Origin of the sequence: Viridibacillus sp. NPDC093762, from assembly GCF_050279675.1 — a bacterium.
In the GTDB taxonomy this organism is placed as follows: Bacteria; Bacillota; Bacilli; order Bacillales_A; family Planococcaceae; genus Viridibacillus.
On record NZ_JBNNUK010000001.1, the window covers coordinates 486,256 to 499,291 of the forward strand.

Annotated in this window: 12 protein-coding genes; all 12 read left to right on the top strand. The window is 36.9% G+C overall.

The genetic code is table 11. The annotated features are described in order from the left end of the window. Positions 1-5 precede the first annotated feature (5 nt). The gene (gene rsmH, locus ACQKM9_RS02305) at positions 6-953 is read left to right on the top strand and encodes a 16S rRNA (cytosine(1402)-N(4))-methyltransferase RsmH (RefSeq protein WP_427732290.1); all 948 of its coding nucleotides are present in this window, start codon (positions 6-8) and stop codon (positions 951-953) included. 4 nt (positions 954-957) lie between these two features. Then, positions 958-1,335, top strand: coding sequence for a cell division protein FtsL (gene ftsL, locus ACQKM9_RS02310; protein WP_038183833.1), 378 nt, complete (start codon positions 958-960; stop codon positions 1,333-1,335). 35 nt (positions 1,336-1,370) lie between these two features. Next, complete coding sequence (locus ACQKM9_RS02315) at positions 1,371-3,503, top strand: penicillin-binding transpeptidase domain-containing protein (protein ID WP_427732291.1); 2,133 nt, start codon at positions 1,371-1,373, stop codon at positions 3,501-3,503. Positions 3,504-3,616: 113 nt separating this feature from the next. Beyond that, entirely contained in the window at positions 3,617-5,500 is a 1,884-nt protein-coding gene (locus ACQKM9_RS02320) for a stage V sporulation protein D (RefSeq protein WP_427732292.1), read from the top strand. A gap of 78 nt (positions 5,501-5,578) precedes the next feature. Continuing rightward, on the top strand, positions 5,579-6,553 hold the full coding sequence (gene mraY / locus ACQKM9_RS02325) for a phospho-N-acetylmuramoyl-pentapeptide-transferase (protein ID WP_427732294.1): 975 nt from the start codon (positions 5,579-5,581) through the stop codon (positions 6,551-6,553). Beyond that, positions 6,550-7,899 (top strand): UDP-N-acetylmuramoyl-L-alanine--D-glutamate ligase, encoded by a 1,350-nt coding sequence (gene murD / locus ACQKM9_RS02330; RefSeq protein WP_427732296.1) that lies wholly within the window; start codon positions 6,550-6,552, stop codon positions 7,897-7,899. The genes mraY and murD overlap by 4 nt, the downstream gene beginning before the upstream one ends. Before the next feature lie 58 nt (positions 7,900-7,957). Next, the gene (gene ftsW / locus ACQKM9_RS02335; RefSeq protein WP_427732298.1) at positions 7,958-9,007 is read left to right on the top strand and encodes a putative lipid II flippase FtsW; all 1,050 of its coding nucleotides are present in this window, start codon (positions 7,958-7,960) and stop codon (positions 9,005-9,007) included. A gap of 24 nt (positions 9,008-9,031) precedes the next feature. Next, complete coding sequence (locus ACQKM9_RS02340) at positions 9,032-9,826, top strand: cell division protein FtsQ/DivIB (protein ID WP_427732300.1); 795 nt, start codon at positions 9,032-9,034, stop codon at positions 9,824-9,826. Next, positions 9,804-10,532 carry a DUF881 domain-containing protein gene (locus ACQKM9_RS02345; protein WP_427732302.1) on the top strand — a complete coding sequence of 243 codons (729 nt, stop codon included), beginning with the start codon at positions 9,804-9,806 and terminating at the stop codon, positions 10,530-10,532. Before ACQKM9_RS02340 ends, ACQKM9_RS02345 begins: the two co-directional genes overlap by 23 nt. Positions 10,533-10,557: 25 nt before the next feature. Then, the gene (locus ACQKM9_RS02350) at positions 10,558-11,277 is read left to right on the top strand and encodes a DUF881 domain-containing protein (RefSeq protein WP_427732304.1); all 720 of its coding nucleotides are present in this window, start codon (positions 10,558-10,560) and stop codon (positions 11,275-11,277) included. A 3-nt stretch (positions 11,278-11,280) separates the two neighbouring features. Next, positions 11,281-11,649 carry a small basic family protein gene (locus ACQKM9_RS02355; RefSeq protein WP_427732306.1) on the top strand — a complete coding sequence of 123 codons (369 nt, stop codon included), beginning with the start codon at positions 11,281-11,283 and terminating at the stop codon, positions 11,647-11,649. Positions 11,650-11,746: 97 nt separating this feature from the next. Then, positions 11,747-13,024, top strand: a complete 1,278-nt coding sequence (ftsA, locus tag ACQKM9_RS02360; RefSeq protein WP_427732308.1) for a cell division protein FtsA — start codon at positions 11,747-11,749, stop codon at positions 13,022-13,024. Positions 13,025-13,036: the final 12 nt, after the last annotated feature.

The following is a 13,036-nucleotide window of genomic DNA, read 5'->3' on the forward strand; positions in this document are numbered from 1 at the left end:
AAACCTTGTTTAATCATACGACTGTATTATTAAAGGAAACCGTTGATGGATTGAACGTTCGTCCTGACGGCATTTATGTAGATTGTACTTTAGGTGGGGCTGGACACAGTGAATATTTAGTTAGCCAATTATCATCAGAAGGTAGACTTATTTGCTTTGATCAAGATACTTCAGCCATTGAAAATGCTAAAGAACGTTTAGCACCATATTTAGATAAAATAACTTTCGTACATTCAAACTTCCGTTATTTAAACGAAGAATTAGAAGCATTAGGCATAGATAAAGTTGACGGGATATTATACGACTTAGGCGTATCATCTCCTCAATTAGATAACGCAGAACGAGGATTTAGTTACCATCAAGATGCACCACTTGATATGAGAATGGATACAACAGCTGAACTTTCCGCATTTCATGTTGTGAATGAATGGTCATTCGAAGACCTTGTACGTATTTTTTATCGATACGGTGAAGAAAAGTTCTCGAAACAAATTGCCAGAAAAATTGAAGAAGCTAGAAAGACCAGCCCAATTGAAACCACGGGTGAACTAGTAGATTTAATTAAAGAGGGTATCCCAGCTGCAGCAAGACGTAAAGGCGGACACCCAGCGAAACGTGTATTCCAAGCCATTCGAATTGCTGTAAATGATGAACTTGGTGCAGCGGAAGATTCGTTAATACAAGCACTTGAAGTCATTAATGTAGGTGGACGAGTTAGCGTCATTACTTTCCACTCGTTAGAAGACCGATTATGTAAAACTATCTTCAAAGAAGCATCCTCTTTACCTGAATTACCACCAGGTTTACCTGTTATTCCCGAAGAATTAGCTCCAGGTATAAAACTTGTTACTCGTAAACCGATATTACCTTCAGAGCAAGAACTAGAAGAAAATAATCGAGCTCGCTCAGCGAAACTAAGAATAGCTGAAAAAATTAAAGAAAAAGGGAAGTGATTAAATGGCATTGCTTAATCGGCAACAACAACAAACGTACATCCAGCAGCCACAGCCAACAGTACCGGAGAGAACCGTCCAGCAGCCAACACCCAGACCTTCCAAAAGAATATTGTCTAAAGGGGAAAGAGTTCTCCTTGTGGCCATGGTGACAATCATAGCGTTATTGTCAGTTATGAATTTAAATACGCAATCTGCAATTAATACAACATCTGTTGAAATTCAAAATATCGAAAATAAAATTGATGAAACGAAGAAACAAAATGCGGAATTGTCCATCGAGGTAAGCGAACTTTCTACATATGAGCGTATTTGGAATAAAGCGAAAGAATTAGGCTTGAAGCTAAACGAAAAAAACGTGAAAGTAGTGTCTGGACAATGAAGAGAAAGTTTCGATTTCAATGGGGAGCCTTTCTAATGTTAATCGTTTATGGAGGGCTCTTTTTTGCTATGTTTTTCCGTATATTTATAATCCAAGCTTCTGGCCAAGTAGAGGGGCAAGCTTTGGAGGCAAAAGCGGCAGCAAAATATGAAAAATCAAAAGTAATTACAGCCAATAGAGGGAACATTCTCGATAGGCAAGGACAAGTTATTGCAGAAGATACTATTAATTATCGCTTAGTAGCTGTAATTAGTCCTAAAGTATCTGAAGGGACTAAAACCCCTATGCACGTAAAAGATAAAGAAAAAACTGCCAAAATATTAGCGAAATATATTCCTATGAGTGAAAAAGATATATTTGATAAATTAAATACAAAAGCGAAGAATGCGCAAGGTAATGAAATTCGTCAAGTAGAATTTGGTGCTGCAGGACGTAATATTAGCCATGACGTAATGGAAAAAATTAGTAGTGAAAAGCTACCAGGCATCATTTTCATGGAAGAAACAAAGAGATTTTATCCAAATGGAATCTTTGCATCAAACTTAGTCGGCTTAGCACAAAGTGAAACTCAGCAAGATGGACAAACTAAAAATGTTGGTAAAATGGGCTTAGAATCCATCTATGACAAAGAATTATCCGGTACTGATGGAAAGGTTCAATATAAGAGTGATGTTTGGGGGTATTTGCTACCTAATAGCGATAAGATGGTAGAACCTGCAAAAGATGGTGCAGATGTATATCTAACGATTGATAAAACCATTCAAAACTTTTTAGAAGATTCGATGTCTAAAGTTTATAAGAAATATAATCCTGATTCGATGGTAGCAGTCGTTGCCGATCCGAAGACGGGAGAAATACTTGCTGTTTCACAAAGACCTACATATAACCCACAAGATGGTACTGGACTTGAAAATAGCTGGTTAAACCAGTTGACAGAATTGACGATTGAACCGGGTTCAACAATGAAAACATTTACATTAGCAGCTGCAGTCGAAGAAGGGAAATGGTTCCCAAATGCTACATATCAGTCTGGGCAGTATACTGTGCTCGATAGTACCATTCGAGATAGTAATCAAGTTGGATGGGGAAATATTTCGTATTTAGAAGGAATCCAACGTTCTTCAAATGTAGCTATGGCTCACTTATTAAAGTTAATGGGCGATGATACCTTTATTTCTTATATGAAAAAGTTTGGTTTCGGAGAAAAGACGGGAATTGATTTACCAAATGAAGCAACGGGGCAAATTTTAGATAAATATCCAATTAATCGTGTAACAACAACTTATGGACAAGGATCTACTGTTACCCCTATTCAATTAATTCAAGCTGTTACTGCCATCGCAAACGATGGTAAAATGATGCAACCGTATGTAATTGAGAAAATCGTGAATCCAAATACGAAAAAAATCGTCAAAGAGAACACCCCAACAATTAAAGGTCAGCCTATTTCTGAGAAAACGGCTAAGGAAGTTAGAGAGATTTTAGCTTCTACCATTTATTCCGAAAAAGGAACTGGTCAAAACTTTGCAAGTAAAGAATATGAAGTAGCCGGTAAAACAGGTACAGCTCAAATTCCGAAAGCATCTGGAGGATACTATTGGGGGAAAAATGAATTCTTGTATTCATTTTTAGGTATGGCCCCTGCAGATGACCCTCAGTTAGTTATGTACATTGCTGTGGAAAAACCTAAGCTTGGACCAACAGATGTTGGCTCAGAACCAACATCAACCGTATTTAATACAGTTATGGAAAGTAGTTTAAAATACTTGAATATTAAGCCTCAACAAATTAAGAAAACAAATTCTCAAACTATGGAGAACTTAAAAGGTCAACCAGTTGAAGAAGTTGAAAAAGAATTTGAAGAAAATGGCATAGAAACGGTTATCATAGGTAATGGCGATAAGATTATAGATCAATATCCTGCAGAAAAATCAGAAGTCTTATCTGGTGGTTTTGTATTCTTGAAGACAGAGGGGGATTCAATAGTACCTGATTTTACAGATTGGTCACTCCGTAACGTTCTTACGTATCAAACAATGTCAGGTGCCGATATAGAAATTGATGGTGAAGGCTATGTACAGAAACAAAGTATTAAAGCTGGTACTGTACTAAATACAAACAAGAAAATTAATCTGAAAATGAAAAAACCAGAGGAACGTTACAAATAGTTCATATGATTTCGCAAAGAATTTGAATAGTACGGGGAGTCATATCATACTTTGTAAGAAAAAAAGGTGTGATATGTCGAACAATGTGGGCCACTAAAAGTACAAAAAAAAGAATGCAGTGGATGTGGATTGTCTTTGTTGTTTTATTCCTTATGCTTATTGGGAAATTAGTACATGTACAGTTTATACAACATGATTTGTTAACAAAAAGGGCAGAAGAAAGTTGGGATCGTGAAATACCAGTTTCAAGTTTAAGAGGGAACATAGTAGATCGTAATGGTAAGCTAATCGTTGGTAACAAACTAGCCCCAACATTGTATTTTATGCCAGCTCAAAATGATAAACCTTTAGAGGCTGCAAAAGAGTTGGCATCGATATTAGGAGTAGATGAGCAAGCATTAGCAAAAAAAATGCAACAAAAAACGTCTATAGTAAAGCTTGCTCCTGAAGCTAAAAACATATCTAAAGAACTTGCCGAAAAAATACAACAAAAAAATATACCAGGAATTTACGCAGGGCTTGATTACATACGTTATTATCCGTATGATCAATTACTCTCTAGGCTAATTGGTTTCACAGGTTATGATCAGCAAGGATTAGCCGGCTTAGAGTATCAGTATAATGATTTATTGATGGGAAAAGCTTCCGCAATCCGCTTATTTACTGATGCGAAAGGTGCAGCATTGCCTCATGTCCAAGATAGTTGGAAAAAAGGTACAGACGGTGCAACAATGGAACTGACCATTGATGTTGATGTTCAAAAGGTCGTAGAACGTGAGCTTTCTCAAGCTATGAAGAAATACGAGGCAGACCAGGCAATGGGTATTGCTATGAATCCTAAAACTGGTGAAATATTAGCGTTAGCATCTTATCCAACATTCTCTCCTCCTTCATTTTCCAAAGTCGATTCCAAAATTTATAATAGAAACCTACCAGTGTGGATGACCTTTGAGCCAGGTTCTACATTTAAAATCATTACATTAAGTGCTGCGTTAGAAGAACAGGTTGTTGATTTAGATAAAGATCATTTTTTTGATCCAGGCTACTCAATGGTAGAAGGTGCTCGTTTACGTTGTTGGAAGCGTTCAGGCCACGGAAGCGAAACCTTTTTAGAAGTCGTACAAAATTCTTGTAACCCAGGATTTATAGAGCTCGGAAGAAGAGTTGGGCCAACGAAACTTCAAAAATATATACGTGATTTTGGATTTGGGCAAACAACGGGATCGAATATGGCAGGCGAATCAAGTGGAATATTGTTCTCTGAAAAAGCATATGGTCCAGTTGAACATGCTACAACTTCTTTTGGGCAAGGGATCTCTGTCACACCAATTCAACAAGTCCAGGCAGTATCAGCAGCGATTAATGGGGGTACACTTTATCAACCCTATATAGTTAAAAATCTAATCGATTCTAATACAGGTAAGGTATTGAAAAGCTACAAGCCAGTAAAAAAACGTCAAGTGATTAAGCCTGAGACTTCTAAAAAAGTTCGTGAAGCTTTAGAATCTGTTGTTGCTTTAGGTTCTGGTAGAAATGCGTTCAGAGATCACCTACGTATAGGTGGTAAGACTGGAACGGCTCAAAAAGTTGAAGATGGACGGTATAAGGATGGCGAGTATATTGTATCCTTTATCGGCTTCGCACCAGCGGATGATCCAGAAATCGTTGTTTATGTTGCAATAGATAATCCTAAGAACGTTACGCAATTTGGTGGTGTTATTGTGGCACCAATTGTGGGGCAGATCATTGAGGATGTTCATGATAAAGTTGGTATTACAGAACGTAAGGGACAATTAGAAAAGTTATATAAATGGGGGGATGTCGAGAAAGTGCGCGTACCTAATTTGGTCGGTCAGACAAAAGAAGATATAGCAAAATTACAATATCCGTTTCGTTTAGAATGGCATGGAAATGGCTCCAAAATTGCCTCTCAACTGCCAAAAGCAGATGCACAAATCGGACTAGATGGCATAATTCACGTTTATTTAGAAAAATAGCGTGTATTAGTCTTTAAAAATAGAATTGAAACTACTATGATAGTACATGTACTAAAGAAGGTTAGAAGGAGAATTTTCATGACAATTGCAACAACTTTAATTGTTTTGGCCACTTCATTCGTCTTAACGGCAATTACAGCACCAGCTGTTATTCCGTTATTACGCCGAATGAAATTTGGTCAAAGTATTCGAGAAGAAGGACCAAAATCACATCAGAAAAAAGCGGGAACTCCAACTATGGGTGGCGTAATATTTTTATTCTCTATTATCGCTACTACAATTGTATTAGGTTATCTAAATGATGCCTTTACTTCACAATCCGTTGTATTAATTCTCGTCTTATTCGGCTTTGGTTTAATCGGCTTTTTAGACGATGGTCTTAAAATTATTTTCAAGCGTAATTTGGGATTAACATCCCTCCAAAAGTTAATCGGACAAATTATTATTTCGATTGCTGCCTATTTCTTATTAGGTCTAGGCGTTTTCCATAATACAATTCAGATACCACTTACTGATTTCGCATTTAACCTAGGTGGATTTTATGTTTTATTCTTAATCTTTTGGTTAGTAGGTTTCTCTAATGCTGTCAACTTAACAGATGGGTTAGATGGGCTTGTATCGGGTACAGCTTCCATTGCTTTTACTGCATTTGGTGTGCTAGCGCTTGTAAACGATCAAGTTGATATCGCGATATTTGCATTTGCTGTAACAGGTGCTTTACTTGGTTTCTTAATATTCAATGCCAATCCAGCAAAAGTATTTATGGGAGATACGGGTTCACTTGCTTTAGGTGGAGCACTTGCGATGCTTTCAGTATTAGTTGGGCATGAAGTGTTATTATTATTGATTGGTATTATCTTTGTCGCTGAAACACTATCTGTTATTTTACAAGTAGCAAGCTTCAAATTAACAGGTAAACGAATTTTTAAAATGAGTCCACTACATCACCATTTTGAGTTATCAGGCTGGTCTGAATGGCGTATTGTTCTAACATTCTGGTTGACAGCAGTAGTTGCAGCGTTGATCGCAGTGGTTCCGGAGGTCTTGAAATGAAAAGCGTAAATGGGATGGAACATAAAAAAGTACTTGTACTAGGATTAGCGAAAAGTGGTGTCGCAGCTGCGGAATTACTGCATAAAATGGGCGCTTTCGTTACTGTAAATGATGCTAAACCTTTTGAAGAGAACATTGATGCACAACGTCTGTTACAACAAGGAATTACAGTGATTTGTGGCCGTCATCCAGAAGATTTACTAGATGAAGGTTTCGAATTAGTTGTGAAAAACCCTGGGATTCCTTATACAAACATTCTAGTAGCAGATGCTGTAAAACGAGGTATTCCAATTTGGACTGAGATAGAGCTCGCTTACTTAATTAGCGAGGCTCCTATGATTGGTATTACGGGTTCAAATGGTAAAACAACAACGACCACCTTGCTTTACCATATTTTAAATCAAGGTGGTTTAAATCCTCTCATTGCTGGAAATATAGGTACAGTAGCATGTTCAGTCACTGAACATGCTACAACAGATAATGTAGTCGTTACAGAATTATCTTCATTCCAATTAATGGGTACTGAACAATTTAAGCCGAAAATTGCGATTTGGACGAATTTATACGAAGCGCATATTGACTATCACGGTTCAATGGAAGAATACAGTAATGCTAAATTTGCTGTCACACGCAACCAGGATGCATTAGATTATTTAATCTATAACGCAGATCAAGAAGTAGTTGTAAGTTATGCAAATAAATCACATGCACATAAAGTTCCATTCACAACAAAAGGTATTAATTATCTAGGAATAAGTGCAGATGATGACATGATTTATTGGTTAGGTAAACCATTTATCAAACGAAGCATTATAGCTCTTCCTGGACAACATAATTTAGAGAATGTTTTAGTAGCAGTTGCTGCAGCGATAATTATGGATTGTCCAAAAGATAAGATTGAGCATGTCTTATCATCATTTACGGGTGTTAAGCATCGTACACAATTTGTTCGAGAATGGCAAAGTCGTAAAATCTTCAATGATTCTAAAGCAACTAATACATTAGCTACTCGCAGTGCGCTAGCAGCCTTTAAACAGCCGATTGTTTTACTTGCAGGTGGCTTAGATCGAGGGCACTCATTCGAAGAACTACGTCCACATATGGGGAATGTTCACGCGGTTGTCGTATCTGGGGAAACAGCTAAGCGATTTGCTGAATTCGCAGAATCATGTGGTGTTGAAAAAATAGCATATGCTGATGATATGGAATCAGGTGTTAAACAAGCAGCAGATTTATCAAATGAAGGAGATGTCATCTTATTATCTCCTGCATGCGCAAGCTGGGATCAATACCCAACTTTCGAGGTGCGTGGTGATAAGTTCATCGAAGCTGCAATGAAGTTGTAAGGAAATTCGAACAACAGGAAGGATGCCATAGCTGAATCAACGTGAACGCACACTTTTTATGGGTGCAATCATTTTCTTGACATTGATAGGCATTGTTTTCGTCTATTCTGCAGGGACGTATTGGGGCAAGGTACACTATGGTAATACTGCCCCTTTTCTTTTTAAGCAACTAATTTATTTAGGTGTGGCAGTCGCAGCATTTTATGTTGTTTCCAATAGTTCCCTTCTAAGAATGGAAAAAAGTTGGACAATACTGTACATATTTTCACTCTTACTTTTAATAGCGGTATTAATTCCTGGAATAGGCGCCGTGCGAAATGGCTCTCAAAGCTGGATTGCTTTCGGGCCCCTTAGTATTCAGCCCGCTGAATTTGCTAAGATTGCATTGCTTGTAAAATTAAGCTTTGTATTAGCACGTAAGAAAAGTACGGAAAGAACCATTCAATTAAGTCACTTTGTTTTGATTTTATTGCCAGCAGCTCTTATAATGCTACAACCTGATTTTGGTTCTGCGTTTATTTTACTCGTATCATCTTTTGCATTACTTTTTATAGCTGGTTATCCAATTCGTTTTTACGTTTTTCTAATGATGATTGGTATAAGTGGTTTAGTGGGTTTGATAATGGCGGCTCCGTATCGATTAAAGCGTATAGAGGCGTTTTTGGATCCTTGGTCTGACCCTTTAGGTAGTGGCTTCCAAGCAATCCAATCCTTACTTGCAATTGGGCCAGCTGGTTTGTTTGGACATGGTTTTGGTAACAGTCGGCAAAAGTATCTTTACTTACCCGAACCACAAAATGATTTTATCTTTTCCATCATTGCTGAGGAAACAGGCTTTATAGGCGCAGCATTGATCGTGATAACCTTTGCGGTGGCTTTATACTCCGGTTATGCTTTGGCAGTCAGAACGCAGCAATTAAGCTATTATTACAGTGTTGCAGCATTGATTAGTATGCTAGGTTTTCAAGCGTTTTTGAATATTGGAGTTGTTACAGGCTTACTACCTGTCACAGGAGTTACTTTGCCTTTTATAAGTTATGGTGGTTCATCCCTAATGTCCGCTTGGCTTATAGTCGGTGTAATTTGGAATTTTACAAAAAGAGTTTAAATAAAAGAGGAAGGAGTGCACAGTATGGAGAAAATTATAGATATAGAAGAACGTATTCCGACGCTTCGTGAACGTCGTAAAAAACGGACGAATCAGCGGTTTACAATATTGCTAGCCATTTTCGGCATTATCTTACTGGCACTTCTTTATTTTCAATCATCATTAAGTCATATAGGGGAAATTAAAGTAATTGGTGGTCAATTAAAAAAGGCAGAATACTACACAAAACATAGCAATATCCGTGTAGGAGATTCTTTGTGGGGGTTTAAGCCAAAAAAAATTGAAGAGACCCTTCAAAAAAAAGATTGGGTCGAGAGTGTATCAGTTGAACGTAATTGGTTAAACACTGTGACTATAAAAGTAAAAGAGTACGATAAAAAAGCTTTTATTAAGAATGGTGGTCAATATAATCTAGTGTTGCAAAATGGTGTAATTTACAGCTTAGATGAAATACCACGTGATTTGAATTTGCCCATCTTGGTTGGTTTTAAAGAAGATGCCTTATTACTTAAGATGATTAAACAGTTGGACAAGGTCGATCCAGAACTAATGACTTTAATTTCTCAAGTAAATGCTGTTCCAACAAAATCCAATCCTTATGCGGTACGTTTATTTATGAATGATGGTTTTGAAGTTCGTGCAACTATTCCGACATTGGCTGAAAAATTGAAGTATTATCCATCTATCATTTCGCAAGTCAAAAAAGGTGAAAAAGGGGTTATTGACTTAGAAGTAGGTTCATTCTATCGCTCGTATTCGAGTGAATATGGTAAACCAACTTCAAAGGAGGAAGTAAATGACCAAACAACCGGCCAATAAAAAACGTCATTCATTTAAACATCAATTTGCCTTTTTAGTAGTTTCGATTGCACTGGGCTTTCTTTTCGCGTATGCCTATAATATGGCAAAGTCAAAAGGTACCACGATGACTGAAACAAACTCTTCTGATTTTGAAAAAAAAGAACAATTACGTGAAGGTTTAATTGCTCAACAAGAACGTAATAAAGAACTTGAAGAAGAAAAATTAATTTTACAACAAAAAATAAAGGATTATGAACAAGACTTTTCGGGTAGTAAAGAGGGATATAAAGATTTAGTGAAGCAGGCTGATGATCTTCGCCTTTTACTTGGTAAAATACCTGGACGAGGATCAGGTGTTACAGTGACGCTACAAGATGCTGAATATGATCCAAAATCGGTTAACCCGAATGACTATATAGTTCATGAAAGTCACGTATTCAAAGTATTAAATGAATTAAAGATTTCTGGAGCTCAAGCGATAGCCATTAATGGTCATCGATTAAAAGCTAATTCTTATATTAAATGTAATGGTCCAGTAATCACGATTGATGATGACCAATTCCCAGCGCCATTTGTCATTGAAGCAGTAGGTGACCCAAATGTATTGTCTGCAGGTTTAACACTAGCTGGTGGCGTTTTTGACCAACTCATTGATGATAATATTATTGTGACGATAGATGGTAGTAAGCAGCTCGTCATGCCTGCTGTCCAAGGAAATTCTTAATGTCCTAAGGTAAGGAGGCGATAGATTGAAGCGTAAAATGCATACACCGTTCATCATCGTATTATTCATCATTGGATTTATGTTAGCGATGCAGTATAACACAGTGAAAAATCCACAACAACGTGATACACGTGATTTATGGGATATTCGTCGGGAACTATCACTAGAAAAGCAGCGTCATTCAGAACTGTTAGCTAACATTCAGCTATTAAATTCCACGATTAGTAAATATGAGAATATGGATAAAGATAGTCCAGATCGCATATTGAGGGAAACAGTTCAAGGGTTGAAACAAGAAGCGGGATTAACAGAAATAAAATCTCCGGGTTTAGTACTTAGAGTTGATGTTTCGCCTGAGGCAAAGGTATTAGGACAAGCAGTACCTAATATCTCGCCAGATTTATTAGTAAAGCTTGTCAATGATATTAATCGTTTTAAGGGCAATGCAGTTGTGATTGATGGTAAGAGAATCGTTCAAACGACAGCTATTCGTGATATTAATGGACAAACAACAGTTAATAGTTTGGCTGTTCGAACACCACCATTTATGATAACTATTGGTACAAGTACATTAGCGGATGCTAATAAGCTAGCAAGTTATTTGGAATCTTCATCCATTGCAGATGATTTTTATCTTGATAATTTAACTTTATCAATTGGACAACCACAAAAAGAGGTAACTTTAAATGGATTTGATCGATCTTTTCATAATAAATTTTTATCAGAAACGACAAAGGGGGAATAGAATTTGTGGTTACCGTTACTAGGTTTACTATTAGGTATTTCCCTTGGTCTGTTAACTGACGTTCAAATACCTACAATTTATGAAAGTTACTTATCAATTGCAGTACTTGCTGCTTTAGATACTCTCTTTGGTGGGATAAGAGCACAATTACAACAAGTATATGATGATTATGTATTCGTGACAGGTTTTTTCTTTAATATTGCTATAGCAGCAGGATTAGCTTTTTTAGGAGTTCACTTAGGTGTTGATCTTTATTTGGCAGCCGTTTTCGCTTTTGGAGTGCGACTTTTCCAAAATATTGCTATCATTAGAAGGATATTATTATCAAAATGGAATGATAAAAAAGCAAAACAATCTGAAAAAGCAGTCTAATAGAAGGAATTTTTTCGAAAAAACAGGAATTTATTTAGACAAGTTACTCAATTTACAATAGAATATTGATAAGAGTTGTTGAAGGAGGTGCCACAGATTGAGTCACTCAGAATTATATGTATCACTAGATATAGGATCATCATCCATTAAAGTCGTTATTGGAGAAGTAAATAATGAGACTTTACATGTAATAGGAGTAGGTAATGTAAAATCTACTGGCATTCGTAAAGGAAGTATTGTAGATATAGATGCTACAGTACAATCTATTAAAAAAGCGGTCGAACAAGCCGAAAGAATGATAGGGATGACTATTAATAAAGTTATTCTAGGAATTCCTGCCAATCAGGCTATGCTTCAACCTGTTAAAGGGGTAGTTGCTGTTAATAGTGACAACCGTGAAATAGGCGATGAGGATTTAGATCGCGTAATGGAATCGGCACAAGTGATGTCTATTCCGCCAGAGAGAGAGCTAGTCAATTTAGTTCCTAGACAATTTATAGTAGATAATTTAGATGAAATCAAAGACCCTCGAGGTATGATTGGTATCCGATTAGAAATGGATGGTACATTAATTACTACTTCTAAAACAATCCTGCATAATGTACTCCGTTGCGTTGAAAAAGCGGGATTGGATATACAAGAAATTTACTTACAGTCACTTGCTGCAGGTGAATTTGCATTAACTGAAGATGAAAAGAACCGAGGCACTGCATTTATTGATATTGGCGGTGGTTCAACAACAATTGCTGTTTTCAAAGATGAGCATTTCACACACACAGCTGTTATTCCAGTAGGTGGAGAACATATTACGAAAGATTTATCGATTGTCTTAAAAACACCTACAGAACAAGCTGAGAAGATTAAAATTGACTATGGACATGCATTTTACGACGATGCTTCAGAAGATGAACTATTTGAAGTGCCAGTTATTGATGGAGATACAAAGGAACAATTTAGTCAAAGGTACATATCCGAAATAATCGGTGTTCGATTGGAAGAATTATTCGAATTGATAATCGATGAGTTGTATCGGATGGGTATTCAAGATTTACCAGGTGGCGTCGTATTAACTGGAGGCGTTGCCAAATTAGAAGGTATTTCTCAACTAGCTCGCCATGTGTTACAAACGAGAGTAAGAGTTTATACGCCTGAATATATCGGTGTAAGAGAACCTGAATATACATCAGCAGTAAACTTAATTCGTTATGCATATATGGAATCCGAGTTTCTCGGAGATTATAGCGATGACAAACCGCTAGGACCAATTCAAAATACAGAGTCAAATACAAAAGTGCCAACCACTTATGATACACAAGAGCAAAAAGAGGGCGTAGTTGGTAAGGTTCGGAATTTCTTAACCAAATTTTTAGAATAATATAGGCGGCTT

Coding starts and splice junctions, on each gene's coding strand:
- ACQKM9_RS02345 (WP_427732302.1), top strand. CDS start 9,804: ATGACCAAACAACCGGCCAATAAAAAACGTCATTCATTTAAACATCAA.
- ACQKM9_RS02320 (WP_427732292.1), top strand. CDS start 3,617: ATGCAGTGGATGTGGATTGTCTTTGTTGTTTTATTCCTTATGCTTATT.
- mraY (WP_427732294.1), top strand. CDS start 5,579: ATGACAATTGCAACAACTTTAATTGTTTTGGCCACTTCATTCGTCTTA.
- ACQKM9_RS02340 (WP_427732300.1), top strand. CDS start 9,032: ATGGAGAAAATTATAGATATAGAAGAACGTATTCCGACGCTTCGTGAA.
- murD (WP_427732296.1), top strand. CDS start 6,550: ATGAAAAGCGTAAATGGGATGGAACATAAAAAAGTACTTGTACTAGGA.
- ACQKM9_RS02315 (WP_427732291.1), top strand. CDS start 1,371: ATGTTAATCGTTTATGGAGGGCTCTTTTTTGCTATGTTTTTCCGTATA.
- ftsL (WP_038183833.1), top strand. CDS start 958: ATGGCATTGCTTAATCGGCAACAACAACAAACGTACATCCAGCAGCCA.
- ftsW (WP_427732298.1), top strand. CDS start 7,958: ATGGGTGCAATCATTTTCTTGACATTGATAGGCATTGTTTTCGTCTAT.